The organism is Defluviimonas sp. SAOS-178_SWC (genome assembly GCF_039830135.1).
Lineage (GTDB): Bacteria > Pseudomonadota > Alphaproteobacteria > Rhodobacterales > Rhodobacteraceae > Albidovulum.
Window position 1 is genome coordinate 1,339,196 of the sequence record NZ_CP156081.1, and the last position, 23,832, is coordinate 1,363,027.

Here is a 23,832-nt window from a genome sequence, read left to right on the forward strand (position 1 = left end):
TAGGCAAAACTCAGTCGCCCCAGGCGACGGTTTCGGTTTTGGCTTTTTTCGCCAGTTCGGCGCGCTGCCGGGCGGTCGCGTCTTCGTCCACAGCCAGCTTGCCTTCGGTCATGACGACGCCATAGACATTGCGGGCCTGCGCGCGGGAGACAAGTTCGTTGCGCACATCGCGCAGCACAGCATCCGGATCACGCTCCAGCGGGTTGCCCCAGCCGCCACCTCCCGGGAGGACATAGCGGAAGCGGTCATTCTCAGTGATTCCTTCTGTCACTTTTGATCCGATGTGGCGTTCCTCGCCATTGGTGATCATGTGGACTGTTCCGGGTTGCCCGGCCTTGCCGCCATATAGACCGTAAGGGCGCACCGTCTGCCGGTCGGCGCGGAACTGCAACGTCGCTTCCGGCACCCTGATGCGATACTCGCGATAGAAGGGCGCACCGCCACGATATTTGCCCGCGCCGCAACGGTCCGGCGCAAATTCATAACCGGTGATCTGGATCGGATGTTCGGATTCGATCTGTTCGACCGATTGCGACGCCATGTTGACGAAGATGTTGGAAATCCCGTCGACCCCGTCCGCCCAGGGGCGTCCGCCCCAAGTGCCGCAAGAGAAATCGACATAGACGAAACGCTCTCCATCCGGGTGGAACCCGGCTAGGGCGACCCCGACATTGCCGCCATCGGAAGCGGCGAACACTCGGTCGGGCACCATCATCGCCAGCGCGCCAAACGCGCAGTCCAGCATGCGGAAACCGGTCAGAGCACGCGCCGCGCAAGCGCCGGGCAGGGCGATATTGGCGATTGTTCCCTTGGGCGCCGTGGTGGTGAGAACCCGGAAAATACCGTCATTGTTAGGAATCCCCGACGGAATGATTGAACGCAGCGCAGTGTAGGACGCCGCTTCAGTCACGGACAGGGTGGCGTTGATCGCACCCCTGACCTGTGGCGCAGAGCCGGTCCAGTCGAACTCGATATGCTCACCCTTCTTGCGCACGGTGACGAACAGGCGGATCGGCTTGCCCAGATCGTAACCGTCATCGTCGATCCAGTCCTCGAAGGAAAACTCGCCGTCGGGCAGTTCGGCAAGAGCGGCACGCGCGAGGCGTTCGGTATAATCCGTCACGCTCTGCATGAAATCTTGCGAAGCCTGGGTGCCGTAGCGCACGAATAGTTCGACGACCTTGCGGCTGGCCATCCGGCAGGCAGCCAACTGCGCGCGCAGATCGCCGAACAGTTGCACCGGCAGGCGCACATTGGCGCGCAGCAGCTCCCATAGCGTTTCGTTTTGTGTGCCAGCCGAATAGAGCTTTTGCGGCGGGATGCGCAGTCCTTCGGCGTAGATTTCCGTCGAATTGACTGCGTTCGAACCGGGTACATGTCCGCCCACGTCGACATGGTGCGCGGTCGAGGCCGCGAATGCGATGCGCCGCCCCTCGTGAAACACCGGTTCCAGAATGAAGATGTCGGGCAGGTGCATGCCGCCCTCAAACGGGTCGTTAAGGATGAACACGTCGCCGTCATGGATGTCATCGCCGAACTTGTCGATGACCGCCTTGAGCGCCGTGCGGATCGACCCCAGATGCACCGGCAGAGTCAGGCCCTGGGCGACAAGCCGCCCCTCAGCATCTGCAAGCCCGGTAGAGAAATCCATGTTGTCCCGAAGCACACCTGAATAGGTCGTGCGGCAAATCGTGACGGCCATTTCATCCGCTACCGCGAAAAGCTCGTTTTTGAACAGTTCGAAGTCAATGAACGAGTGGGAGTCGTTGCTAGCTGCGCTGGTGGGGGGGGGCGACGACTGAGGCATGTTCATGGATCGACCTTGAGTGTGGTTTCGCACTGGTAAGGTAATTAGTTTCTTACTTACTGCCCGTCAATAGGAATGTTGAGCAACGCCGAAATGGGCGGCAGTCGCAGGGTGGGGCGGGAAGCGGCGTTAGTCAGTGAGGCGCGGGCGCTTCGACAGGTTGGTCGTTGCAGGGGTGTCGGTCGAATAATCGATGCCTTATGGAGCTTTTTTCCTCCTTCCCGTCAGTGCAAAGGCGTGAGGTGTGCCCTGGGTGGTCGTGCCTGTGTCGCCCAATCATTGGGTAGTGGCAGCAATTCCGGCCGGTGAGAATCTGCTGCCGGCACTGGGATCAAAAAAAATGTTGACAGCTGCAAGTAAGTAAACATTGTATGACATAAGGCGCTCAAATGTGGCGCCATCAATTCAAATTCCGGCCTTTGCGCTGACCGGTTTGTGCGCTTTGCCCGCAGGGGAGGGGAAGCATCTTCAAATGGCTTCAAAATCCGAGACCGCAAATGCGCCGACCATCATCCGGGCGATCAACGCGCTGAATAGCGCGCTTGGGGCCGTGGCGGCATGGCTCATGCTCCCGGTGGTGTTGATCTGTTTCACGGTCGTGATCCTGCGCTATGCATTCGGAACCGGCTATGTCTGGATGCAGGAACTCTTCATCTGGGGCCACGGCATAGCGTTTCTGTCGGCAGCAGCCTATACGTTCCAGAACAACGGGCACGTCCGGGTGGATGTATTTTACAGCACTATGAGTGAACGCTCAAAGGCGCTCGTCAACATCCTCGGCGTAGTGGTTCTGCTGTTCGTCACCTGCGGCGCGCTGTTCTATGTATCGCTGCCGCAGGTCATCACGTCGTGGAAACTGGGCGAGCGGTCCACCAGCCTCTCAGGTCTCGATCACGCATACGTCCTAAAGGGATTCGTCCTGGTTTTCTGTGTGACCTGCATTCTGCACGGGATCGTCCTTCTATGGGAAAGCTGGAGAACTCTGCGCAGTCCAGAGAAGGGAGACACGGCATGAGCGGCGCCGAGATCGGAGAATTCCTGTCGATACTAATGGTGCTGTGCACCTTCGCAGCGCTGCTTCTAGGCTTTCCGGTGGCGTTCACCCTAGGGGGTATTGCCACGATCTTCGCCTTCATCGCTTCGTGCTACGACGCCTTTTTCTGGCCGCTTATGTCCAGCCTGCTCAGCCGGATCTACGGGATCACCACCAGCGATACCCTGATCGCGATTCCGCTCTTCGTCTTCATGGGAGTCATGCTGGAAAAATCGAAGATCGCGCAGGAACTTCTGGAAACGATGGGGCAGCTTTTTCGGCAGCGCCCCGGCGGCCTCGGCATTTCGGTGATTGTCGTGGGCACGATGCTGGCCGCCTCGACGGGAATTGTCGGTGCGACAGTGGTGACGATGGGGCTGATCAGCCTGCCAACGATGCTGCGCGCAGGTTACAACAAGAGCCTCGCCGCGGGCATCATCTGTTCGTCCGGTGCGCTGGCCCAGATCGTGCCGCCCTCGACCGTCCTGATCCTGCTGGCGCACCAACTGCAGGGCACCTACATGGAGGCCAGCATGGCGAAGGGCAATTTTGCCGCCGTGCCGGTATCGACCGCTGACCTGTTCGCCGGGGCGATGGTGCCGGGTTTGCTGCTGGCGTTTTGCTACATCGGCGTCGTCTGGCTTTATTCCCAGTTCCGTCCCGAAACCTGCCCGCCCGTCGCGAATGAGCTGCAGGAAAGCGGGCTGATGTTGAAGGCAATCAAAAGCCTTTTCCTTCCGTTGCTTCTCATCATTCTGGTTCTGGGATCGATCTTGGGCGGGTTCGCCACGGCCTCAGAATCCGCATCGGTGGGCGCGGTCGGAGCCATGGGCCTGGCAGCTTGCCGATGGCGGCTCCGCCTCTCGATCCTGCGCGACGTCTGCGTGGCCACCTTACTGATCAGCACAATGATATTTGTCATCCTGATAGGCGCTACCTACTTTTCGTTGGTGTTCCGCGGCCTCGGCGGCGAGGAACTGGCTCAAGACAGTCTGTCGCTCGTACCCGGCGGCCTTATGGGCGCGACGCTAACGGTGCTGGCAATTCTGTTTTTGCTCGGATTCTTCCTCGACACGTTTGAGATCATCTTCATCACCACGCCGATCTTTGCGCCGGTCCTATTCATGCTTGGCGCGGATCCGATCGTTGTAGGCGTTACGATGGGGCTGACATTGCAAACGGCCTATCTGACACCGCCGTTCGGATTCGCAATCTTCTATCTGCAGGGCACGACCGACCAGTTGGAAACAACGACGATCTATCGCGGGGTGATACCGTTCATCCTGATTCAGGTGCCGTTCATCGTGTTGGTCGTGCTGGTACCCGAACTGACTACCTGGCTTCCAGGGATCCTAAAGAATTGACCTCATAACAAGCCAACAACAACACCAACAGAAGGAGAGACTTGACATGGAAAGACGGCAATTTCTGACCCGCGGGACCGTAGGGGCCGTGACTGCGGGCATCGCATCGTCGCTGGCCGCGCCTGCCCTGTCGCAGGACCGCAAGAAATGGCGGATGATCACGACTTGGCCCAAGGGCTCGCCCGGACTGATGACAGGCGCAAACGTCGTCGCCGATTTCATTAACAAGGCCTCGAACGGCCGCCTGTCCATCGAGCTTTACGGCGCCGGCGAGATTGTCCCGGCCTTCGAGGCGCTGAATTCGGTGGCGAGCGGATCGGTCGAGATGGGGCATGGCTATCCGTCCTACTGGTCGGGCATCAATGCTGCGATGAACTTTCTCGCGCCGGTCCCGTTCGGCCTGACCCCCCAGGAACAATATGCCTGGTTCCGCTATGGTGGAGGGAATGAGCTGTCGCAGGAACTGTATAACGAACTTGGTCTGCAGTTTTTCGTCAGCGGTAACGTCATGGCGCAGGGTCATGGCTGGTTTAATCGCGAGATCAACTCGATCGATGACTACAAGGGCCTAAAGATGCGCATCGGTGGTCTGGGCGGGCGTGTCGCAGCGGCTGCTGGCGCGACCGTGGTCAGCATTCCGCTAGGCGAGGTTCTGCAATCGTTGCAGACGGGCAATATCGACGCGGCCGAATTCGTCGGTCCGTTGAATGATCTGGCCTTCGGTCTCTATCAGGCGGCCAGCAATTACTACTGGCCGGGCTGGCAAGAGCCGAGCGGCATCATGGACTGTTTCATCAACATGGACGCCTGGAACACACTGGATGACGACCTGAAAGAAATTGTGCGCGGCGCAAACGGGCTGGCCAACGAAGTGGTGATGAGCGAATACGTCGCGCGGAACGCCGAGGCGCTGGAGGTCATGACCAATCAGCACAACGTGAGCGTCAAGTACCTGAGCGACGACACGCTGGAGGCCCTAGCCAAGCTGTCCAAGGAGGTCGTCGCGGAGGAGGCGTCCAAGTCCCCGATGAGCGGCCGTATCCATGAAAGCATGACCGCCTTCATCAAGAAGGTTTCGCCCTATTCGAAGGCAGCGGACGCAGCCTTCCTGAATGCACGGGAAAAGTTCGTGTCATAATGGGTCGCCGGCCCCAAGGCGGGTCAAGCGAAGGTTCGAATGCGGGCGCGGTGGTTAGACCGCCGTGCCCGCATCAAGGGTAGGGGTCGGTCAGGACGCCGCAGAATTTGAGGCGCGGCCTTGGATAAACGTAAACGCTGTCCGGTTCCCGCCTACCAGCCGTCATCCTGATAGGATTGGGCCTGCACTACACAGCCGTCGCTGTGTGGCGGGTCGCTGCCGGCCACGCTTCCCGGATGGGGGCGGTCGCCATATCATCTCGGGATCAAACCAGATCGTAAGCGACCCGCGTCGCTTCAGCGCCTCATTGTAAGCCGACCAGTTCGTGGTCTTGTACTTCGTCGCGGCCCAACTGCTCATGCGATCCAGCTATCACACTGGATTCACGCAGTGAATCCCTCAACCGATTTCTGCAACAAAGCCTCTCACCAGCAGAAGCAGAGGCAAGCTTTTGCGCGGCTCTAGAAACTGAAGACGTGGCCACGTACCTGGTCGAAATCAGCCCCCGGCAAATCTGGGGCTGTTCAGGATCAGATCAAAACGCGGCGATCGAAGCCATCAAATCTTACGGAGCAACCGCCTTCATGCGCGGCTACAATATCATCCCGTTCCGCAAATCCTGAAATGCCGTGGGACGGGAGCACTGCTTACGATGAAACGATTCAGACGAGAAGATAGTTCAGCAAGATGTCTTCGATATGCAGCTTGGTCTGCTCTTTCCACGTGCTATCCTGCAGGTCGGTCTGCAGGGTCCAGGACAAAGTGTGCTGGTTCGCAACAGGTACCCAGCATAGCGAAAACATCGAGAGCCAGAACTGCTGCGCATCAATTTCCTTGTGGAACTGGCCGTCTTCCTGTCCGCGCTTCAATGTGGCGGCGACCAAATCGCGCAGGCGCGCCGTCATCTGCGGCACCAGTTGCGACTGCTTGAGATATCGCGCGTACAACAGGTTTTCGCCCATCACGAGCCTGATCAAGTCAGTGTTGCGTTGAAAGTGATCGAAAGTGAAACGGATCAACTTGCGGAACGCCATCTCAGGGCGCAGGTTTTCGATGTCGAGGCGAATTTCGGCTTGGCGTACATCAGCATAAACCCGTTCCAGCGCGGCGATGTAAAGATTTTCCTTGCTCTCGTAGTAATGGTATATCATCCGCATGTTGACTTCCGCCCGTTTGGCGATCTGTTCAACACGCGCGCCATCAAGACCTTTCTCGCTGAATTCCTGAATGGCGACCTGAAGAATGAACTCCTTGGTGCGCGTCCGGTCGCGATTCTTGCCACGTGGCGCGGCCGCCGGTTTCTCGTTACCTGAGGTTTTCATCTGGTCTCCCTTTCATGTTGCGATCCGGTCCGCCGCAGTTCTTTACGCAAAATGTACTTCTGGATCTTGCCGGTCTCGGTCTTTGGCAGGTCGCCGAAAACAAAAGATCTCGGAACCTTGAAACTCGCCAGATGCCGACGGCAAAACTCTACAAGTTCAGTTTCTGTCACCTCAGAGCGGGTCGATTTCAGCTCGATGAAGGCACACGGATGTTCGCCCCATTTTTCGTCTGGCCGGGCGACGACGGCCACGTGCTGAACCGCTTGATGCTGTTGAAGCACCTCTTCGATTTCCAGGCACGAAATGTTTTCGCCCCCCGAGATGATGATATCCTTGGCGCGGTCCTTTATTTCGAAGCTGCCGTCCGGGTGGCGTACCGCAAGATCCCCGGTGTGGAACCATCCGCCCCGCATGGCTTTTTCCGTCTCTTCCGGGTCGTCCAGATAGCCCATCATCACCGTGTTTCCGCGCAGTAGCAACTCGCCCATCGAACTGCCGTCACGGGGAAGCTCCTGCAGCGTGTCGGGATTGGCCACGATCGCAGCCTCAATGGCAACCTGCCTATGACCCTGCCGCGTCTTCAGCTTTGCGCGATCCAGCACGGAAAGTGCCGCGAAATTCGAAGGTTTTTCCCAGATCAGACTGGGACCCGTGGTTTCAGTCTGACCGAAAATCTGGATGACGTCGAAGCCAATCGACTCCATTTCGATAATGGTGCGGCTGGCGGGCGGTGCGCCCCCGGTCAAAATGCGGACAGGAGAGGTCAGTCGGTAATCATGCGCTTCGGCCCATTCCAACATCATCTTCATCACCACGGGGGCCGCGCACATATGGGTTATCCGCTCGCTTTCGATTAACTCCATAATTCGCGCCGGATCGATCCGCGGCAGGCAGATATGGGTACCGCCCACGGCCGTCACGCCCCACGTGTGGCTCCATCCGTTGCAATGGAACATCGGCAGGGTCCAGAGATAATTCGTCTGGTCGTCGATCCGCGCGGCCATCACGTTGCCGAGGCTGTTGATGTACGCCCCGCGGTGATGACACAAAACTCCTTTGGGTTTGCCCGTTGTGCCGGAAGTGTAGCTGAGGCTAATCGGAAGCCACTCGTCGGCGGGCAGTCCGGGGCGCGTGTCGTTTGGGGCGGAACTCAGACATTCTTCGTAGTCGGCCGATCCGTCGGGTCGGTTCGTGACATTCGCAGTGACGATCCTGATCGGGTGGTCTGCCATTGCCGCAGCTTCGCAGGCGATATCGAGAGATGCGTCATCGACAAGCATGAAAGGCGCATCGCTGTGGTCGAGAATGTACGTTACTGCCCTGCTATCCAAGCGTGTGTTAATCGCATTTAATACGCCGCCGGCAAGAGGCACGCCAAAATGCGCCTCGAGCAAATAATGGGTGTTGCGCATCATCACGGCAACGGTCTGCCCCGGTTGCAGTCCCTGATGGAGAAGAGCAGAGGCCAAGGCGTGACACCGCTGTTGCAGACTGCGGTAGGTGAGGACCGTCGCGCCATCTTTGACCGCGATCTTGTCTGGAAAAGTATCCGCCGAGCGTTGCAGGAACGAGATTGGCGACAACGGAACGTAATTGGCATACCCTGGCCGCAGATAGGGCGAACGAGACACATCCGGCATAGTCAACTCCAATGATCTGATCTTGGTCCACTTAGCGGCCAAAATCCCTCGCCGCGCTTGGTAACAGTCTTTCCGATACTTAACGCCGGTTTTTGAGGGCGAAACAGGTGTGATTTGCCTCTTGATGGGCAGGCGATGCATCTTGAGCGACACCTTTCCGAGGTTCTGTGGTCGAGGCTCGGTTCGACATGAAGCCAGAACCATAACGGCAGAGGCACACTCAAGGTATAATTAACCTTTTACTTATGGTTTTGAATTGAAGTCAAGGACACGGCATTGTTGTAGAAAGCCGGCTTGAGGCGTGAGAGCCTTTTCTCCCATCGCTGCCAGACGACACGGACGACCTCAGCGACCCCAAGCGAGCTGAAGCGGTCCATGAGGGCGACGCGGGGTGGATTTCAGCGGTCTTGCGGTCGTGGTCGCGTGCTGCGATGCGCTCGCCGAAGGCCTTCATGTAGCACATCTTCGCTTCGCTCTCACGGCGGGTATGGTATCCGATCCACCGTTTCCAGAGCGCCCTGCTGTAGCGCCGGGTGGCGAGCAGGGTTTCGTTTCCGGCCCGCGCAGCCGGGCAGTCGTCTTTTTACGCCCGCCGTTCTTGTGGATCGGGATGATCGGGACGGCGTCTCCCCTGAACGCGATGGTTACGGCTCTCCGCCACGGGCGTGCCTGCATCGCCCTGCTTCAGGATGAACGCCTTCTGCGCCTCCGTGAACTTCGATGCCTTCATGCGAGTCTGCTCCTCTCCCAGCCGGGGAAACGTAGCCGAAATCTCCAGCTTCAAGCGGTCCAGTTTTCAGGGGTCACAGCGCCGGCCCACCCGCGTCGGGCGGGCCGGGTGGCAGGCGCGGCCGTCGAGGCAATGCCTCGACTTGTCGCGGGGCAAATCGGGCGGGGAGTTAGTGCGTGCGAGCAGGCACGCTACGGCCATCTGGATATTAGACGTTCTTTGTTATATTTACGCCACTTATCTCCGCAATTCGAATTGCTTCAAAATCCTTGGGATGACTCCAGAGAGTAGAGCTCAAATTCTGCAGCGTTTCTCCCGTCGACAATCTATTGGCATCATCTGAAAGCCAAGTCATGCGTGATGTAATGGGCTTTGGAATGAATCCACTATCAAACTCCGTGTGACGTGCGCCAACGAGGCAAGTTTCATTTTCGCCCATCGGCATCTGAAGAAGGTTCACGTACGGGCCATTCATGCTGAGTGGCTCTAACTGATTGGGGTATTGCACTATGAAGAAAGCAAGTTCGACACAACGGCCCGGCGCCGCCGCCTCAAGAAAGCCCCTAAACTTCTTTTGCTTGAATTTTGGTAGCGTCTTTCTTGATTGCAGAAAATCAGTTGGAAATTGAATGAAGGCTGCGGGCACAACCTCACCCTCCATAGGTCGCTTTCGTTTCCATCTTACAAATGAATTCCTGCCATTTAACTTGGGATCCAAGTTTTCCCGTTTTCGGTACTCGGAAGTGAAACCGAATTGATTGTAGGCTGGGGAATGGATCGATAGCTTGATCGAACCGCCAAAGCTCGCAGCCGTCGCATAGACTTGGCGATTTCGCTCCCATATCTTCCAGACTGATGATGATCTTTCATCGCTAGATCCGATCCAGAAGCGAAATGCGTCGATCTCCACTCACGTAGTCCTTTTGTCCACCTCACACATCCAGCTCCTCCACGAACCGCGCGTTCTCGGAGATATACTGGAACCGCAGTTCCGGCTTCTTGCCCATCAGCCGCTCCACGAGGTCGGAGGTCTCGCCGGGTTCGTCCTCGTCGATGCTGACCCGGATCAGTTTCCTTGTCTCGGGGTTCATGGTGGTGTCTTTCAGGTCCTTGGCGTCCATCTCGCCGAGGCCCTTGAAGCGCTGGACGTCGATCTTGCCCTTGCCGCCGAGGCCCTTGGCCAGCATCGCCTCCTTCTCGGCGTCGTCGGCGACGTAGATGCGCCGCGCGCCTTGGGTCAGCCGGTACAAGGGCGGGCAGGCGAGGTAGAGGTGGCCCTTGTCGATCATCGGCCGCATCTGGGTGAAGAAGAAGGTCATCAGGAGCGAGGCGATATGCGCCCCGTCCACGTCGGCGTCGGTCATGATGATGACCTTCTCGTAGCGCAGGTCGTCGATGTTGAACCTGGTGCCCATGCCGCAGCCGAGGGCCTGCGAGAGATCGCTGATCTCCTGGTTGGAGCCGAGTTTGGAGGACGCGGCGCCGAGGACGTTGAGGATCTTGCCGCGCAGGGGCAGGAGGGCTTGCGTCCTGCGGTCCCGCGCCATCTTGGCGGAGCCGCCGGCCGAGTCGCCTTCGACGATGAACAGCTCGGTGCCTTCCCGGTTGGTGGCGGAGCAGTCGACGAGCTTGCCGGGCAGGCGCAGCTTCTTCGTGGCGGACTTGCGGGCGGTTTCCTTCTCCTGCCGGCGGCGCAGGCGTTCCTCGGCGCGCAGGACGAGGAAATCGAGGATCGCGCCCGCCGATTTGGTGTCGGAGGCGAGCCAGTTGTCGAAATGATCGCGCACCGCGCCCTCGGTCATGCGCGCGGCGGCCTCGGTCGCGAGGCGGTCCTTGGTCTGGCCGACGAATTGCGGCTCCCGGATGAAGCACGAGACCAGCGCGCAGCCCCCGGTCATCAGGTCGTCGCGGGTGATCATCTCGGCCTTGCGGTTCTTCACGAGGTCGCCATAGGCGCGGATGCCCTTGAGGATCGCGGACCAGAAGCCGGATTCATGGGTGCCGCCCTCGGGCGTCGGCACCGTGTTGCAGTAGGACTGGATGAAACCGTCGCGCGACGGCGTCCAGTTGATCGCCCATTCGACCGAACCCGGTTCGCCGAACTTGTCGTGAAAGCTGACCTTGCCGGCGAAGGGCCGGTCCGCATAGGTCGAGGAGCCCTGGAGGTTCTCGGCGAGGTAATCCGAGAGGCCGCCGGGGAAGTGGAAGACCGCCTCGGCCGGGGTTTCGCCGTCGTCGATGGCGGATTTCCAGCGGATTTCGACCCCGGAGAAGAGGTAGGCCTTGGAACGCACCATCTTCAGAAGCCGCGCCGGCTTGAAGCGGTGGTGGCCGAAGATCTCCTCGTCGGCATGGAAGGTGACGGAGGTGCCGCGGCGGTTCGGGGCGGCGCCGATCTTCTTCACCGGGCCGAGCGGGATGCCGCGCGAGAAGCGCTGTTCGAAGAGCTCCTTGTTCCGCGCGACCTCGACCACCATGCTGTCGGACAGCGCGTTGACGACGGAGGCGCCGACGCCGTGAAGGCCCCCGCTCGTCTCGTAGGCCTTGCCGGAGAACTTGCCGCCGGCATGGAGCGTGCAGAGGATCACTTCGAGCGCGGATTTGCCGGGAAACTTCGGATGCGGGTCGATCGGGATGCCGCGGCCGTTGTCGCGGATGGTGACGGCGTAGTCGGCGTGAAGCTCCACCTCGATCCGGTTGGCATGGCCCGCGACGGCCTCGTCCATCGAGTTGTCGAGCACTTCGGCGACGAGGTGATGGAGCGCGCGTTCGTCGGTGCCGCCGATATACATGCCGGGGCGTTTGCGGACGGGTTCGAGCCCTTCCAGCACCTCGATGGAGGAGGCGTTATAGTCGTCCGGCTGGCCGGAAAAGAAGTCGTTCGCCATGCGCTCTGCTCGTCTTTATGATTGAGGCGGGATTAGACCATGCGGGGGCGGGCGGGGCAAGCGCATGTGCCCGCCAATCGGGGCGAACGGGCCGAAATATAGGGCCCCGCGCAGTCCGCGAGACGAGGGCGAGTCGCGATGTGGAATGACCGCTACGCGAGGGACGACTATCTGTTCGGAACCGAGCCCGCGGATTTCCTGCGGCGGGTGGAGAGGTTCCTCTCGCCGGGGCAGAGCGCGTTGTGCGTCGCCGATGGCGAGGGGCGGAATTCCGTGTGGCTGGCCGGGCAGGGGCTTCGCGTGACCGCGTTCGATCCGGCGGCGAATGCGGTGGCCAAGGCGCGGAAGTTGGCGAGTGAGCGGGACGTCACAGTCGATTTCCAGCTTTGCGACCTCGACGGTTGGGACTGGTCCCGGCCGTTCGACGTGGTGGCGGGCATCTTCATCCAGTTCGTCGGCCCGGATGAACGGGTCGTGCTTTTCGACCGGCTCGACCGCTCGCTGCGGCCCGGTGGCCTTCTTCTCCTCCACGGCTACGCGCCACGTCAGGTGGACTACGGGACGGGCGGGCCGCCCTATCGCGAGAACATGTACACGCTCGACCTCTTGCGGGAGAGTTTCGCGGGTTACGACGTGCTGAGGGACGCGGATTTCGACGCCGAGGTGGATGAAGGCAAGGGCCATTCGGGCCGCTCCGCGCTGATCGACTTCGTGGCGCGGAAGCCGGGGCGAGAGGGCCACGCAAAGGGGTGAACTAAGGCGCGGCCCGGCGTCCCGGTCATCGAAGACGGCAGACAACTGTTCGTCACGATGCCATGCCGGTGAGACCTATGCCGGCTCCGCCAGCCGCTTTTCCCACATCGCCTTGAAGGCGGGACGCGCGTGGCAGGCGGCGAGCCATTTCTCGATGTCGGGATAGGCCGACAGAAGGGCCGGCTCGGCCTGGGTGTAGCGCACGATTTCGGCCATGTTGATGTCGGCCACCGTGAAACGGCCGCCGATCATGTGGCCGTTTTCGCGCAGGTGGGAGTTGAGAACTCCGAGGGGGCGGCGCAGACGCGCTTCCCCGGCGGCGATCTCGGCCTGGCCTTCCGGAGTCTTCGCGCGACCCTCGGCATGAGCGTACATGATGGTGAGGGCGTGGCTCTCGATGGCGGTCATGCCGTAAAGCGCCCATTGCTCCATCAGGGCGTTTTCCTGTTCGTTCGCGGGGGCCAGCGGCCCGCCGGCCTTCCGGGCGATGTAGAGGTTCATCGCGAGCGATTCCGACAGGACGAAATCGCCGTCCTTCAGGACCGGGACGGCACCGGCCGGGCTGATCGACAGGAAGCCGGGCGACAGCGTGTTGAACGGCGCGTCCTCGGCGCCCGGATCGGGCAGGCGGTAGCCCTGGATCACCGGCACGTGTTCGAACGTCATATCAAGCTCGTTCAAGAGCCAGAAGTTGCGCGAGGCGCGGCTGCGGTAAACGCCGTAGATGGTCAGCATGGTCTTCTCCCGGACTTGGTCACCTCATCGGTAGCGCGAAGAGGTGCGGAACGGTAGCCCCTCGCACGCGCTGGCGCAGATCTGCGCCGTCTGCTCTCGCCACCCTCACGGGAGCTGCTGTGGCGCGGTGCGGGGGGATGGCTGGATCGGTAGGTCCGGGGCCGTGCTTGGCCTGCGATCCGGCGGCGCGCTTGCGCAGAAACGCCGCAGTACCCGGCTGTTTCTAGGGAATTTGACCCGAATCAAGGTCGTCCGCGCCGAAATGTGGCAGCGTTTCCCGGTTCGCACAGGGATGGAGAGGCGCGATGACGGAGGTGGTGACTCAAGCGGCCGGTGACGCGGCGGAAACGATCGAGGGCGAGGGCGCGCCGGGCGCGGCGGCCGCCTCGGCCAGGGTCCGCAAATCGCAGAGCGGTGCGGGTGCGAAGGGGCCGAAGACCTTCCCCGTCGTCAATGCCGACTCCATCCGGCACGCGTTCGAGACCGGGACCTATCCCTATGCGCGGAAGATGGCGCGCGGGATCTATGAGGCGGAGAAGTCGCTGCTCCAGGCCGAGCTTCTCAAGCTCCAGCTCTGGGCGCAGGAGACCGGGCAGAAATTCGTCATCCTCTTCGAGGGTCGGGACGCCGCCGGCAAGGGCGGCACGATCAAGCGCTTCATGGAGCATCTCAACCCGCGCTTCGCGCGCGTCGTGGCGCTCAACAAGCCCTCGGACGAGGAGAAGGGCCAGTGGTTCTTCCAGCGCTATATCGAGCATCTGCCGACCGCCGGCGAAATGGTCTTCTACGACCGCTCCTGGTACAACCGCGCCGGGGTCGAGCGGGTAATGGGCTTCTGCTCGCCGACCGACTACCTCGAATTCATGCGCCAGGTGCCGGAATTGGAGCGGATGCTCGTCCGCTCTGGCATCCGGCTTTACAAATACTGGTTCTCGGTCACCCGTGACGAACAGCGCCGCCGTTTCGAATGCCGCGAGACCGATCCCTTGAAACGGTGGAAGCTGTCGCCCATCGACAAGGCGAGCCTCGACAAGTGGGACGATTACACCGAGGCGAAGGAAGCGATGTTCTTCTACACGGACACCGCTGATGCCCCCTGGACCATCGTCAAGTCAGACGACAAGAAACGGGCGCGCCTAAACTGCATGCGCCATTTCCTCGCCTCGCTCGACTATCCTGGCAAGGACCTGGAGGTCGTGACGGCGCCCGATCCGCTGATCGTCGGCCGGGCGAGCCATGTTGTTCACGGGGCCGACCATATCCTTGGCGCGTCACTCCATCCCGAGATGCGGCGCGCGCGCGCGGAGGACGCGGACGAGGAGGGCAACGGTCCGGTCCCGTCCCGTTCGCACAGGTCGAAAGCAGGGGCAAAGGCGGCACCGGCCGGAGAAAAGACACCCTCCGACGCGGGGTGATCGAGAAGATCGCTCCCTCCGCCTGAAAATGCGGCGGCGCCCCGCCTGATTTCCGGGCAAGGTGGCGGTACGCGGGGCCGTACATGGCGGGGCATTGCCGGTTGCGGGCGTTGGGTATTCCAATCGAGGGCCTTCGGACCCATCTTGTTTCTGCGTTGCAGCAACGCGCGCGCAGAAACGAGTGACTCCGATGCAGGCTCAGATCTTTCCAGGCCTCTCCCTGTCGGCGCTCCCGCCCGATACCCCGCCGGTCCGCACGGAATGGCGCGACCAGCTTCGGGCGCACCTCCTCAGGCTTGGGCCTCAGACGCGGCTGAACCGCTTTCTCGGCGCGAGTTCGGACGCGACAGTCGCGGGCTATGCGGCGCGGGCGGCGCCTGCCGTGCTGATCGAGGCGCGCGTCGGCGGCCAGCTTTGCGGCATGGCCGAGCTTCACGTCCGCCCGGGGCCCCGTCCGGTGGGCGAGATCGCGCTGTCAGTCGAGGATGTCTGGCAGCGTCAGGGGATCGGTGCCGCGCTTTTCGACAGGGCCGTGCTGGAGGCGCGCCGGCGCGGGGTAGGGGATATCTGGATCTTCTACCTCAGGTCCAACCTCGCGATCCGCAAGATTTCCGAACGCGCGGGTTTTACCCGGATCGAGGATGCCGACCCGGCGATGGCGAGCGCCCATCTGGGGCGGCCCGCCGCGGGAGAGGCCGAGGCCGCATGGAACGGCGCGCCGCCGGATTCGCGGGACTGAGGCCGCATCGTCCGCTCTGGACCTTGGCTCATCGCCGGCGTAAGCGTCGGGGATGAGGGAGAGGATGACATATGGCGCCCATGGCCGGGCGCTGCTGGCGCTTGGCGTGCCGCTGGTCGGCTCGAACCTCGCGCAGATGGCGCTGCATGTCACCGATACCGTCATGGTGGGCTGGTACGGGGTGACGGAACTGGCGGCCGTCGTCCTTGGCGCCTCGACCTTCTTCATTCTCTTCATCCTCGGTTCGGGCTTTGCCCAGGCGGTAATGCCGATGGTGGCCTCCGCCCTCGGGCGGGGGGATGAGACCCAGGTCCGGCGCGACACGCGAATGGGGCTTTGGTTGTCGATCCTTTACGGGATAGCGATCTACCCCGCGATGTTCTGGTCGGGGCCGATCCTGCTTGCACTCGGCCAGGCGGGCGAGGTGGCCGCGCTGGGCCAGGACTACCTGCGCATCGCCGGGTTGGGCATGGTGCCGGCCCTGCTGATCATGGCGCTGAAAAGCTATCTCTCCGCGCTGGAGCGGGCCGGGGTCGTCCTCTGGGCGACCCTGTCCGGGGTGGTTTTGAACATGGCGCTCAACTGGGCGCTGATCTTCGGCCACTGGGGCGCGCCGGAGCTTGGCGTGAAAGGGGCTGCGATCGCCTCGGTCGCGACGCAGGTCCTGACCCTCGCGGTCATGGCGTTCTATGCCGATCTCAATCCGGACTTGCGGCGTTTTCACCTCTTCCAGCGATTCTGGCGGCCGGACTGGCCGGCCTTCCGGCAGGTGTACCGGCTCGGCTGGCCCATCGGGCTCACCGGTCTGTTCGAAGGCGGGATGTTCGAGGCGGCGGCGCTGATGATGGGCTGGATCGGCACGATGGAGCTTGCGGCCCACGGGATCGCGCTCCAGATCACGGCCGTCACCTTCATGGCGCATCTTGGTCTTGCGAACGCGGCGACGGTGCGTGTCGGGCGGGCGCAGGGCGTCGGCGACCTCGTGGCGCTGAAGGACGGGGCGCTGATCGCGGTCGGGATGTCGATGTGCGTGACGGCGGCGGTCGTCGTGATCTTTCTCGCCCTGCCGGAGCCGCTCATCCGGCTCTTTGTCGATCCGGCGAACCCGCTGGCCCCGGCGATCACCGCCTATGCGGCGACGCTTCTCGCAGTTGCGGCACTCTTCCAGCTTGCGGACAGCACCCAGGTGCTGGCGCTGGGTCTCTTGCGGGGGGTGCAGGACACGCGGGTGCCAATGCTGATCGCCTCGGTCAGCTATTGGCTCATCGGCATTCCGTCGAGCTATGTGCTCGCCTTCCCGCTCGGGCTCGGCGGCACCGGTCTCTGGTTCGGGCTGGTCGTCGGGCTCGCCGTGGCCGCGGTTCTGCTGATGAGCCGCTTCTGGGGCCGCTGGGGCCGGGCGGCGGCGGCCCCCTGAGAAGGCGGGCCGATCCGATCGAGACGCCTTGCGGCGTCACGCCTTTGTTTGCGCCGCGCGGAGGCGCGGCGGGGGCCTCCGGCGGGGATATTGTGCGCAAGGTGAAGGGGAGGGGGCCTTGCGGCCTCCGTCTCGACCAAACCTTGCCGACGGCCGCATTCCGAGCCCCCGCGCAGAAGGCGGGGGGGGGCGAGACATCGCTTGGCGCCCTTCAGGGCGCCGCATCTGAATTACGCCTCGACTGATCTGGCCGCGGTCAGGTTTCGCCGGTTCCGGCCGCCTTCATCAACCGCTCGGATTTCTTGCGCACCAGCACCGTGCGCAGATCGTGCATCGCCAGCAGGAGCGCATCGGTGATGTCGTCGAGCTGCCCGTCCGTTGCCTTCGACTGCGCCCATTGCGTCGTCAGGTTGAGGTGGTCGACCGCGCGGTGGATGTCGTCGATGTCGCGCCGGGCGAGCAACGCCTGCCGCTCGGCCAGCCATTCGCGGATCGTGCGCAGATCGGTCTCGGTCAGGTCCCGGTCGCCCTGGGGGCGGATCTCGCCGTTCTTCACGTTGACGAGGGCGATCTGATCCATCTCGATCCGCCGCTGACGGTTTTCCGTGTCGACGCGAAAGACCGCCGCGCCGTTTTCGCGGATCCGGAAATAGTAGTCCGGCAGATCGCCCGCCATGCCTCTCCCTCAGCGCAGACCGGCGCAGAACGCCTGAATCCGTCCGCAGGCCTCTTCCAGCGCCGCGTCCGAGGTAGCGTAGCTGACGCGGAAGTTCGGCGAAAGCCCGAAGGCCGCGCCGAAGACCACGGCGATGCCGGTTTCCTCCAGAAGGGCGGTGGCGAAGTCCTCGTCGTTTCCGATCGTCGCGCCGCCGGCCGAGGTCTTGCCGATGCAGCCCGAGATGTCGGGATAGACGTAGAAGGCGCCTTCGGGGCGCGGGCATTTAAGGCCCTTGGCCTGGTTCAGCATCGACACGACGAGGTCGCGGCGGCGTTGGAAGGTCTTCTTGTTCTCGGCGAGGAAGCCCTGCGGCCCGTTCAGCGCCTCGACGGCCGCATATTGCGCGATCGAGCAGGGGTTCGACGTGGACTGCGACTGGATCGTGCCCATCGCCTTGATGAGTTCCACCGGACCGGCCGCGTAGCCGATGCGCCAGCCGGTCATCGCGTAGGCCTTGGAGACGCCGTTGCAGGTCAGCGTGCGGTCGTAAAGCCCGGGTTCGACCTGCGCCGGCGAGACAAACTCGAAATCGTCGAAGACGAGGTGTTCGTACATGTCGTCCGACATGACCCAGACATGCGGGTGCTTCATCAGGACGTCGGTCAGCGCCTTCAGTTCATCGCGCGTGTAGCCCGCGCCCGTCGGGTTCGACGGCGAGTTGAAGATGAACCACTTGGTCTTCGGCGTGATCGCGGCGTCGAGCTTATCCGGCGTCAGCTTGAAATTGGTCTCGATCCCGCATTCCACGGCCACCGGCGTCCCGCCCGCCAGAAGCACCATGTCGGGATAGCTCACCCAGTATGGCGCTGGGATGATCACCTCGTCGCCCGGATTGCAGGTGGCCATCAGCGCGTTGTAGAGCGTCTGCTTGCCGCCGGTGCCGACGGTGATCTGGTTCGGCCTGTAGCTCAGCCCGTTCTCGCGCTTGAACTTGGCGCAGATCGCCTCTTTCAGTTCCGGGATGCCGTCGACGGCGGTATATTTCGTCTTGCCCTCGTCGATGGCGCGCTTCGCGGCGTCCTTGATGTTCTGGGGCGTGTCGAAATCCGGCTCCCCGGCGCCGAGGCCGATGACGTCCTTCCCGGCAGCCTTCAACTCCCGCGCCTTGTTGGTCACCGCGATGGTCGGCGAGGGTTTGACGCGGGCCAGCGTGTCGGAAATGAACGGCATTGGTCGGAACTCCGGTTTGTAATCGCCGGGCCCATGTCTTAGTTTGCCGTCTCGTCCCGTTCAAGCGACATCGGAAAGGAGAGGCTATGACAGAGGACAACGCGGCAGTTGCCGAGAAAAACTGGTACAGCGAGGAAACCGCGACTTTCGGAGACCGTCTTGCCGGCGCCCGGGAGGCGATGGGCCTCAGCCAGAAGGATCTGGCCCAGCGGCTCGGTGTCCGCACCAAGGTGATCCAGGGTTGGGAGGAGGACCTGAAGGAGCCGCGCGCCAACCGCTTGCAGATGCTCGCCGGCATGCTCAACGTCTCGCTCATGTGGCTCCTGACCGGTGAGGGCGACGGGATTGAGGCGCCGGATGCGCGTTCGGCGATGTCGGCCGAGAGTGCCGCTCTCTTGCCGGAAATCCGCCAGATCCGCACCGAGATGGGCGATCTCGCGGACCGGCTGGGCAGGCTCGAATCCCGCCTCCGCCTCGCGCTGACGAGCGAGGCCGCATGACCGAGGAAGCGGCCGACCGCCTCAAGCGGATGACGATGCGGTCGTGGCGGCGGGGCACGAAGGAAATGGACCTGATCCTCGGCCCCTTCGCCGACGCGCATCTGGCGGCGATGATGCCCGCCGCGCTCGACCTTTACGATGCGCTTCTGGGCGAGAACGATCAGGACATCTACCCCTGGATCACCGGCGCCGCCCCGGCGCCGGCGCGGTTCGCCGGTCTCATCGACGAGATCGGCGCCTTCGCGTGCGCGGGGCGCAGATCAGCCTCCTGAGCCACGGTTTCGAGACGTTTAACCGAAATTTTGCCCTTTCCGACCAATCTGCCTGTCGGGCAGCACAGTAGGCGGAGAGAGAGATGACCCTTCATGCGACGGTCGAGGAACGCCCCCGCGACGGGGTGATGGAGCATTACCTGGAGACGCTTGGTCTGGTCGAACGGCTGCACCGGCTGCTTCTTGACGTGATCAAGGACGAATTCGAGCGGCTAGGCCAAATCGAGATCAATGCGGTGCAGGCGCTCCTGCTCTTCAACATCGGCGAGCACGAGGTGACAGCGGGCGAGTTGAAAAGTCGCGGCTACTATCAGGGCTCCAATGTCAGCTACAACCTCAAGAAGCTGGTGGAGGCGGGATACATGCACCATGAGCGCTGCGAGGTCGACCGGCGCTCGGTCCGGGTGCGGCTGACGGCGAAGGGCAGGGCGGTGCGCGACGCGGTCGCGGCGCTCTTCCGGCGCCATGCCGACGTGCTGGAAACGCGCGGCGTGATCGGCTTCTCCGGCGACGACGATGTCAACACGCTTCTCAAGCGGATGGAGCGGTTCTGGACCGACCAGATCCGCTACATCTATTGATCATGGATGCCTGTTTCGGGCCCCCCGTGCGGGCTGATCGGAAACCGGTCCGACAAGGGTTCTGAGTCGGGCCGGCGCCGTTTATCCGTGAGTGGAGAGGCGTCTGGAGCCGCCGGCTCCTCTGACGGTCGTGCAGAAGGAGAGGAGGATCGCTCATAGCGTGTCGCGCAGGCGCCGTCTGGTCAGTTCGCAGGGCCGGCCACGGAAGGTCTGTGATAATATCAGGGCTTCCGATTGACAGAGGAGGACCGCGCCATGACGAGTTGGGAACTTCATGGACGAGAACTCGGCAACTGCAATTGCGCGCCGGGTTGCCCATGTCAGTTTATGTCTCTGCCCACGTACGGGCATTGTGAAGCCGCGGCCGGATTCGAGTTCGATTCCGGTCATCACGGCGACGTCGATCTTGCGGGTACGCGGTCCGCGATGGTCGTGAAATGGCCGGGCCCGATCCATGAGGGCAATGGCAGCATGCAGATCATCATCGACGAAAGCGCGAGCCCGGCGCAGCGCGCCGCGCTGGAACGGATCATGCGCGGCGACGACACGGACGAGATGGCGACGATGTGGTGGGTCTTTTCCGCGATGTCGCCGAACAAGCTCGAAACGCTATACAAGCCGATCGACGTGGTGATCGACCTCGAATCCCGCAAGGGCAGTATCAGCGTCCCCGGCGTCTTCGAGACCCGCGCGCAGCCGCTGACGAACCCCGTGACCGGGGCGGAGCACCGCGCCCGGATCAACCTGCCGCACGGGTTCGAATTCCGCATCGGCGAGGTCGCCAAGGCCACGACGACGACGAGCGGCGCGATCGACCTGCCGAAGAACAAGGACACGCACACGCATCTCGTGGAGATCCATCTGTCCAACAAGGGCGTTGTCGACGCGGCCTGACCGCCGGGGGGCAAGATGGCAAATGGGAACGGGCTGACGGAGAGTATTCTCCGCCGTGACAGGGCGTTGCTCGTCGCGTTGATCGGGCTGCTCTTCGTGCTGGCCGGTCTCTATACCGTATACGGCCTCGGGATGGGGATGACCGCGCTGGAGATGACGGCGATGCGCGGCATGAAAGACATGCCCGGCGCCTCGGCCCCGGGGGCATGGTCGGTGGGCTACGCTTTGCTCGTCTTCCTCATGTGGTGGGTGATGATGATCGCGATGATGCTGCCGAGCGTCGCGCCCACCGTCCTTCTCTACGCCGCGCTTCTGCGCCGGGGCGCCAATGCGGGGGCCGTCCCGGCCATCTCAGGGGCCTTTCTCGGTGGTTATCTCGTCACTTGGGCCGGCTTCTCGGTGCTGGCCGCCACCGCGCAGTGGGCGCTCGAGGCGCTGGGGCTGGTCTCGGCGACGATGATGACGCTCATCGACACGGTGCCCGGCGCGATCGTCCTGATCGCGGCCGGTCTGTTCCAGTTCACCTCGTTGAAACGGAGTTGCCTGAACCATTGCAGATCGCCGGCGGAGTTCCTCACGAGCCGGCGGCGGCCCGGCATGGCCGGTGCATTCGTCATGGGGCTTGAGCATGGCGTCTTTTGTCTTGGCTGCTGCTGGTTCCTGATGGCCCTGCTCTTCGTCGGGGGCATCATGAATCTTTACTGGATCGTCGCGCTGACCGCCTTCGTGGCCCTGGAAAAGCTGACCCCCTTCGGCGAAACCGCCGGCAAGATCGCGGGCGCGGCGCTGACCGCGTGGGGTTCATTCATCCTCTTCGGCGCGCTCTGAGGGCCGCCCGGTCAAGCGTCGGATGGGCAAAATCCGCCCGTCAACCCGGGACGTGAAAGCGGTGGCCGGTCTGACCGATGAGTTGTTCTGTCAGTTCGCGCTCCAGCTTGCGCCGGATCGCGCGGGGGAAATCGTCCTCCGTCCGTGCGATCTCGATGAAGGCGCCGGGGCCGTGGATCACCCGCGCGCGATAGTAGAAGGCGATGTCGGCCTCGTGGCCGCCGATGGGCAGGCCGTTGACCAGAAGGTCGCCGAAATCCTCGCGCGCATAGACCTCTTCCGGGCCGCGCCCGTCATTCGACCGCCCGTCGCCGGACATGTCGAGCGTGCGGGCCGCGCAGACAGGCGCCTGGGCGATCAGTTCGCGCCCGAAGTCGAGCGCGGCGCCGAGGCCCGTCGGCAGATGATCGGCCCCGCGCGCGTGGCCCTCGATCCTGTCGAGAATGCCGGAAAGGTCGGCTAAGTTTTCGACCAGTGTCCAGTCGACGATGACCTCCTGATAGGCCTGCCCGGACCATTCATAGACCGCGAAGGCGACATGGTCGTCGGGCTTGAGAAATGCGTCCACGATCACCGGATCGGCCAGCGCCGCAAGAAGCCCGTCGCGCTGGATCGCGTAATCCCTCGCATCCACCGATCGCGACACGTCGATTCCAAGCGCCAGCGCCAGCCGGCAGGCGGCCCCTGCCGGCGCGGCCAGACAGGCAAGGATCAGGGCCAGCCGGATCATCCGCGCGCACCCGGCGCCAGCATCCCGATCACCGGCCCCTGCAACTCGCGCAGAAGCTTTGCCCGCATCGCGCGCTCGTAGTCGCGAAATCCCTTTGCCTCGATCACGAAGGCCCCCGGCCCCCGGATCATCTCGCGCCGGTAATACTCCGCCACCCCGGCCTCGCCGCCCGCGATTGCCAGCCCGTTCACCGTCACCCCGGCGAAGGGAAACGCCTCATAGGCCGAAGCGGGGGGAAAGCCCTCGTTGTTGCGCCCGTCGCCCGAGACGTCGACCGTGCGCGCGTCGCAGTCGGGCCCGTGCCGGAATCGTCCCGCCGCGTATCCCAGCGCATAGCCAAGCGCGGTCGGCATGTCGTCGCGGCTCCGGACGCTGCCCGCGATCGCACCTGCGGCCAGCACCAGATCTTCCTCAGACGCGATCTCCAGCCAGTCGAGCAGCCCGGCCGAGGTCCGCGGCCCGCTCCATTCGAAGACCGTCAGCCAGACCGGCGCCGCCTGGTCCGCCAGGAACGCCTCCACGACCTCGGGCGCCACCAGCGCGCGGGCCAGGCCCTTGCGTTGCAACGCGTCCTCGCGTTCGTCGACCGAGGCTGAGACGTCGAGCGCCAGCACCAGCGCCAGCCGGCACTCCGCCGCCGCCGGCCCTGCCGCCAGCGCCGCGACCAGGCCTACCAGTGCCCGGTATTGCCCATGCTTGCCCACGGCTCCTCCGGTGCCTTCGACGGACCCTTCTGCAGAAGCTCCACCGAGACATTGTCGGGCGAGCGCACGAAGGCCATATGCCCGTCGCGCGGCGGCCGGTTGATCACCACGCCGTTCGCCTGAAGATGCGCGCAAGTGGCGTAGATGTCGTCGACCTCGTAAGCCAGATGCCCGAAATGCCGGCTGTCGGACGGCAGGCCCGCGTCGCCGTCCCAGTTCCAGGTCAGTTCCACCGGGCAGTCGTGCTGGCCCGGCGGCGCCATGAAGACGAGCGAGAAGCGCCCCCCCTCGTTGTCGTAGCGCCGCGTCTCCTCGAGCCCGAGGAGCCGGTAGAACGCCATCGACGCCTCCAGATCCTTCACGCGCACCATCGTATGCAGGTATTTCAACGCCATCTCGCCCTCCTGTCGGTCCTTTGGGCCGAGCCTACCAGCCCGCCGCCGCCGCCGCCAAG

The 23,832-nt window shown here is 62.9% G+C and carries 24 protein-coding genes and 2 pseudogenes; 13 read left to right on the forward strand and 13 right to left on the reverse strand.

The window, feature by feature from the left end:
* Positions 1-10: 10 nt before the first annotated feature.
* The gene (locus V5734_RS07330; protein WP_347312850.1) at positions 11-1,813 is read right to left on the reverse strand and encodes a hydantoinase B/oxoprolinase family protein; all 1,803 of its coding nucleotides are present in this window, start codon (positions 1,811-1,813) and stop codon (positions 11-13) included.
* A 385-nt stretch (positions 1,814-2,198) separates the two neighbouring features.
* Here V5734_RS07330 and V5734_RS07335 point away from each other — a divergent pair, with 385 nt between their 5' ends.
* Genes V5734_RS07335 through V5734_RS07345 form a run of 3 tightly spaced genes read left to right on the forward strand, consistent with a single transcriptional unit; the run spans position 2,199 to position 5,342 of the window.
* The gene (locus V5734_RS07335) at positions 2,199-2,822 is read left to right on the forward strand and encodes a TRAP transporter small permease subunit (protein WP_347312851.1); all 624 of its coding nucleotides are present in this window, start codon (positions 2,199-2,201) and stop codon (positions 2,820-2,822) included.
* The gene (locus V5734_RS07340) at positions 2,819-4,204 is read left to right on the forward strand and encodes a TRAP transporter large permease (RefSeq protein WP_347312852.1); all 1,386 of its coding nucleotides are present in this window, start codon (positions 2,819-2,821) and stop codon (positions 4,202-4,204) included. Before V5734_RS07335 ends, V5734_RS07340 begins: the two co-directional genes overlap by 4 nt.
* Positions 4,205-4,250: 46 nt before the next feature.
* The gene (locus V5734_RS07345) at positions 4,251-5,342 is read left to right on the forward strand and encodes a TRAP transporter substrate-binding protein (protein ID WP_347312853.1); all 1,092 of its coding nucleotides are present in this window, start codon (positions 4,251-4,253) and stop codon (positions 5,340-5,342) included.
* A 216-nt stretch (positions 5,343-5,558) separates the two neighbouring features.
* On the opposite strand, the pseudogene V5734_RS07350 reads toward V5734_RS07345, so the two are convergent.
* A pseudogene (locus V5734_RS07350) lies at positions 5,559-5,702 on the reverse strand (IS5/IS1182 family transposase); the annotation flags it as partial.
* A gap of 116 nt (positions 5,703-5,818) precedes the next feature.
* Between V5734_RS07350 and V5734_RS07355 the strand changes: the two are divergent.
* On the forward strand, positions 5,819-5,965 hold the full coding sequence (locus V5734_RS07355) for a hypothetical protein (protein ID WP_347312854.1): 147 nt from the start codon (positions 5,819-5,821) through the stop codon (positions 5,963-5,965).
* Positions 5,966-6,004: 39 nt separating this feature from the next.
* Here V5734_RS07355 and V5734_RS07360 read toward each other — a convergent pair whose 3' ends face one another.
* The 5 genes and pseudogenes from V5734_RS07360 to parE form a co-directional block, all read right to left on the reverse strand.
* On the reverse strand, positions 6,005-6,664 hold the full coding sequence (locus V5734_RS07360) for a TetR family transcriptional regulator (RefSeq protein WP_347312855.1): 660 nt from the start codon (positions 6,662-6,664) through the stop codon (positions 6,005-6,007).
* A complete protein-coding gene (locus tag V5734_RS07365) occupies positions 6,661-8,457 on the reverse strand; it encodes an AMP-binding protein (protein ID WP_347312856.1) in 1,797 nt (598 codons plus the stop codon). The genes V5734_RS07360 and V5734_RS07365 overlap by 4 nt, the downstream gene beginning before the upstream one ends.
* Before the next feature lie 179 nt (positions 8,458-8,636).
* Positions 8,637-8,919: pseudogene (locus tag V5734_RS07370) on the reverse strand (IS5/IS1182 family transposase); the annotation flags it as partial.
* 323 nt (positions 8,920-9,242) lie between these two features.
* Positions 9,243-9,944 (reverse strand): hypothetical protein, encoded by a 702-nt coding sequence (locus tag V5734_RS07380; protein ID WP_347312858.1) that lies wholly within the window; start codon positions 9,942-9,944, stop codon positions 9,243-9,245.
* Positions 9,945-9,966: 22 nt separating this feature from the next.
* On the reverse strand, positions 9,967-11,922 hold the full coding sequence (parE, locus tag V5734_RS07385; protein WP_347312859.1) for a DNA topoisomerase IV subunit B: 1,956 nt from the start codon (positions 11,920-11,922) through the stop codon (positions 9,967-9,969).
* A gap of 138 nt (positions 11,923-12,060) precedes the next feature.
* Here parE and V5734_RS07390 point away from each other — a divergent pair, with 138 nt between their 5' ends.
* The gene (locus tag V5734_RS07390) at positions 12,061-12,675 is read left to right on the forward strand and encodes an SAM-dependent methyltransferase (RefSeq protein ID WP_347312860.1); all 615 of its coding nucleotides are present in this window, start codon (positions 12,061-12,063) and stop codon (positions 12,673-12,675) included.
* Positions 12,676-12,750: 75 nt separating this feature from the next.
* Here V5734_RS07390 and V5734_RS07395 read toward each other — a convergent pair whose 3' ends face one another.
* Positions 12,751-13,410 carry a glutathione S-transferase family protein gene (locus V5734_RS07395; protein ID WP_347312861.1) on the reverse strand — a complete coding sequence of 220 codons (660 nt, stop codon included), beginning with the start codon at positions 13,408-13,410 and terminating at the stop codon, positions 12,751-12,753.
* Between the two features lie 305 nt (positions 13,411-13,715).
* On the opposite strand from V5734_RS07395, the gene ppk2 reads away from it, so the two are divergent.
* The 3 genes from ppk2 (at position 13,716) to V5734_RS07410 (ending at position 16,981) form a co-directional block, all read left to right on the forward strand.
* On the forward strand, positions 13,716-14,825 hold the full coding sequence (gene ppk2, locus V5734_RS07400; protein ID WP_347312862.1) for a polyphosphate kinase 2: 1,110 nt from the start codon (positions 13,716-13,718) through the stop codon (positions 14,823-14,825).
* Between the two features lie 190 nt (positions 14,826-15,015).
* On the forward strand, positions 15,016-15,564 hold the full coding sequence (locus tag V5734_RS07405; RefSeq protein ID WP_347312863.1) for a GNAT family N-acetyltransferase: 549 nt from the start codon (positions 15,016-15,018) through the stop codon (positions 15,562-15,564).
* A 64-nt stretch (positions 15,565-15,628) separates the two neighbouring features.
* The gene (locus tag V5734_RS07410; protein WP_347312864.1) at positions 15,629-16,981 is read left to right on the forward strand and encodes an MATE family efflux transporter; all 1,353 of its coding nucleotides are present in this window, start codon (positions 15,629-15,631) and stop codon (positions 16,979-16,981) included.
* Between the two features lie 256 nt (positions 16,982-17,237).
* On the opposite strand, the gene V5734_RS07415 is transcribed toward V5734_RS07410, so the two are convergent.
* Together V5734_RS07415 and V5734_RS07420 are read right to left on the reverse strand one after the other, a co-directional pair.
* Positions 17,238-17,657, reverse strand: a complete 420-nt coding sequence (locus V5734_RS07415) for a hypothetical protein (RefSeq protein ID WP_347312865.1) — start codon at positions 17,655-17,657, stop codon at positions 17,238-17,240.
* 9 nt (positions 17,658-17,666) lie between these two features.
* Complete coding sequence (locus V5734_RS07420; RefSeq protein WP_347312866.1) at positions 17,667-18,869, reverse strand: pyridoxal phosphate-dependent aminotransferase; 1,203 nt, start codon at positions 18,867-18,869, stop codon at positions 17,667-17,669.
* Positions 18,870-18,955: 86 nt separating this feature from the next.
* On the opposite strand from V5734_RS07420, the gene V5734_RS07425 reads away from it, so the two are divergent.
* From V5734_RS07425 to V5734_RS07445, 5 genes are all read left to right on the forward strand, one after another.
* The gene (locus V5734_RS07425; RefSeq protein WP_347312867.1) at positions 18,956-19,369 is read left to right on the forward strand and encodes a helix-turn-helix domain-containing protein; all 414 of its coding nucleotides are present in this window, start codon (positions 18,956-18,958) and stop codon (positions 19,367-19,369) included.
* Complete coding sequence (locus V5734_RS07430) at positions 19,366-19,641, forward strand: succinate dehydrogenase assembly factor 2 (RefSeq protein WP_347312868.1); 276 nt, start codon at positions 19,366-19,368, stop codon at positions 19,639-19,641. The genes V5734_RS07425 and V5734_RS07430 overlap by 4 nt, the downstream gene beginning before the upstream one ends.
* 83 nt (positions 19,642-19,724) lie before the next feature.
* The gene (locus V5734_RS07435) at positions 19,725-20,222 is read left to right on the forward strand and encodes a MarR family winged helix-turn-helix transcriptional regulator (RefSeq protein ID WP_347312869.1); all 498 of its coding nucleotides are present in this window, start codon (positions 19,725-19,727) and stop codon (positions 20,220-20,222) included.
* Between the two features lie 327 nt (positions 20,223-20,549).
* On the forward strand, positions 20,550-21,116 hold the full coding sequence (locus V5734_RS07440; protein ID WP_347312870.1) for a DUF1326 domain-containing protein: 567 nt from the start codon (positions 20,550-20,552) through the stop codon (positions 21,114-21,116).
* 15 nt (positions 21,117-21,131) lie between these two features.
* Positions 21,132-21,944 carry a DUF2182 domain-containing protein gene (locus V5734_RS07445; protein ID WP_347312871.1) on the forward strand — a complete coding sequence of 271 codons (813 nt, stop codon included), beginning with the start codon at positions 21,132-21,134 and terminating at the stop codon, positions 21,942-21,944.
* 40 nt (positions 21,945-21,984) lie between these two features.
* Here the strand turns inward: V5734_RS07445 and V5734_RS07450 are convergent, their stop codons facing one another.
* From V5734_RS07450 to V5734_RS07460, 3 genes are read right to left on the reverse strand one after another with little or no spacing between them, the layout of a single operon-like run.
* On the reverse strand, positions 21,985-22,674 hold the full coding sequence (locus V5734_RS07450) for a DUF1194 domain-containing protein (RefSeq protein WP_347312872.1): 690 nt from the start codon (positions 22,672-22,674) through the stop codon (positions 21,985-21,987).
* A complete protein-coding gene (locus V5734_RS07455) occupies positions 22,671-23,378 on the reverse strand; it encodes a DUF1194 domain-containing protein (protein ID WP_347312873.1) in 708 nt (235 codons plus the stop codon). The genes V5734_RS07450 and V5734_RS07455 overlap by 4 nt, the downstream gene beginning before the upstream one ends.
* Positions 23,345-23,773 (reverse strand): VOC family protein, encoded by a 429-nt coding sequence (locus V5734_RS07460; RefSeq protein WP_347312874.1) that lies wholly within the window; start codon positions 23,771-23,773, stop codon positions 23,345-23,347. The genes V5734_RS07455 and V5734_RS07460 overlap by 34 nt, the downstream gene beginning before the upstream one ends.
* Positions 23,774-23,832 lie beyond the last annotated feature (59 nt).

Excerpts from the sequence above, each read along its gene's own strand:
- V5734_RS07330 (WP_347312850.1), bottom strand. The coding sequence starts at position 1,813 with ATGAACATGCCTCAGTCGTCGCCCCCCCCCACCAGCGCAGCTAGCAAC.
- V5734_RS07340 (WP_347312852.1), top strand. The coding sequence starts at position 2,819 with ATGAGCGGCGCCGAGATCGGAGAATTCCTGTCGATACTAATGGTGCTG.
- V5734_RS07345 (WP_347312853.1), top strand. The coding sequence starts at position 4,251 with ATGGAAAGACGGCAATTTCTGACCCGCGGGACCGTAGGGGCCGTGACT.
- V5734_RS07360 (WP_347312855.1), bottom strand. The coding sequence starts at position 6,664 with ATGAAAACCTCAGGTAACGAGAAACCGGCGGCCGCGCCACGTGGCAAG.
- parE (WP_347312859.1), bottom strand. The coding sequence starts at position 11,922 with ATGGCGAACGACTTCTTTTCCGGCCAGCCGGACGACTATAACGCCTCC.
- V5734_RS07390 (WP_347312860.1), top strand. The coding sequence starts at position 12,061 with ATGTGGAATGACCGCTACGCGAGGGACGACTATCTGTTCGGAACCGAG.
- V5734_RS07395 (WP_347312861.1), bottom strand. The coding sequence starts at position 13,410 with ATGCTGACCATCTACGGCGTTTACCGCAGCCGCGCCTCGCGCAACTTC.
- ppk2 (WP_347312862.1), top strand. The coding sequence starts at position 13,716 with ATGACGGAGGTGGTGACTCAAGCGGCCGGTGACGCGGCGGAAACGATC.
- V5734_RS07405 (WP_347312863.1), top strand. The coding sequence starts at position 15,016 with ATGCAGGCTCAGATCTTTCCAGGCCTCTCCCTGTCGGCGCTCCCGCCC.
- V5734_RS07410 (WP_347312864.1), top strand. The coding sequence starts at position 15,629 with ATGACATATGGCGCCCATGGCCGGGCGCTGCTGGCGCTTGGCGTGCCG.
- V5734_RS07415 (WP_347312865.1), bottom strand. The coding sequence starts at position 17,657 with ATGGCGGGCGATCTGCCGGACTACTATTTCCGGATCCGCGAAAACGGC.
- V5734_RS07420 (WP_347312866.1), bottom strand. The coding sequence starts at position 18,869 with ATGCCGTTCATTTCCGACACGCTGGCCCGCGTCAAACCCTCGCCGACC.
- V5734_RS07425 (WP_347312867.1), top strand. The coding sequence starts at position 18,956 with ATGACAGAGGACAACGCGGCAGTTGCCGAGAAAAACTGGTACAGCGAG.
- V5734_RS07430 (WP_347312868.1), top strand. The coding sequence starts at position 19,366 with ATGACCGAGGAAGCGGCCGACCGCCTCAAGCGGATGACGATGCGGTCG.
- V5734_RS07435 (WP_347312869.1), top strand. The coding sequence starts at position 19,725 with ATGACCCTTCATGCGACGGTCGAGGAACGCCCCCGCGACGGGGTGATG.
- V5734_RS07440 (WP_347312870.1), top strand. The coding sequence starts at position 20,550 with ATGTCTCTGCCCACGTACGGGCATTGTGAAGCCGCGGCCGGATTCGAG.
- V5734_RS07445 (WP_347312871.1), top strand. The coding sequence starts at position 21,132 with ATGGCAAATGGGAACGGGCTGACGGAGAGTATTCTCCGCCGTGACAGG.
- V5734_RS07450 (WP_347312872.1), bottom strand. The coding sequence starts at position 22,674 with ATGATCCGGCTGGCCCTGATCCTTGCCTGTCTGGCCGCGCCGGCAGGG.
- V5734_RS07460 (WP_347312874.1), bottom strand. The coding sequence starts at position 23,773 with ATGGCGTTGAAATACCTGCATACGATGGTGCGCGTGAAGGATCTGGAG.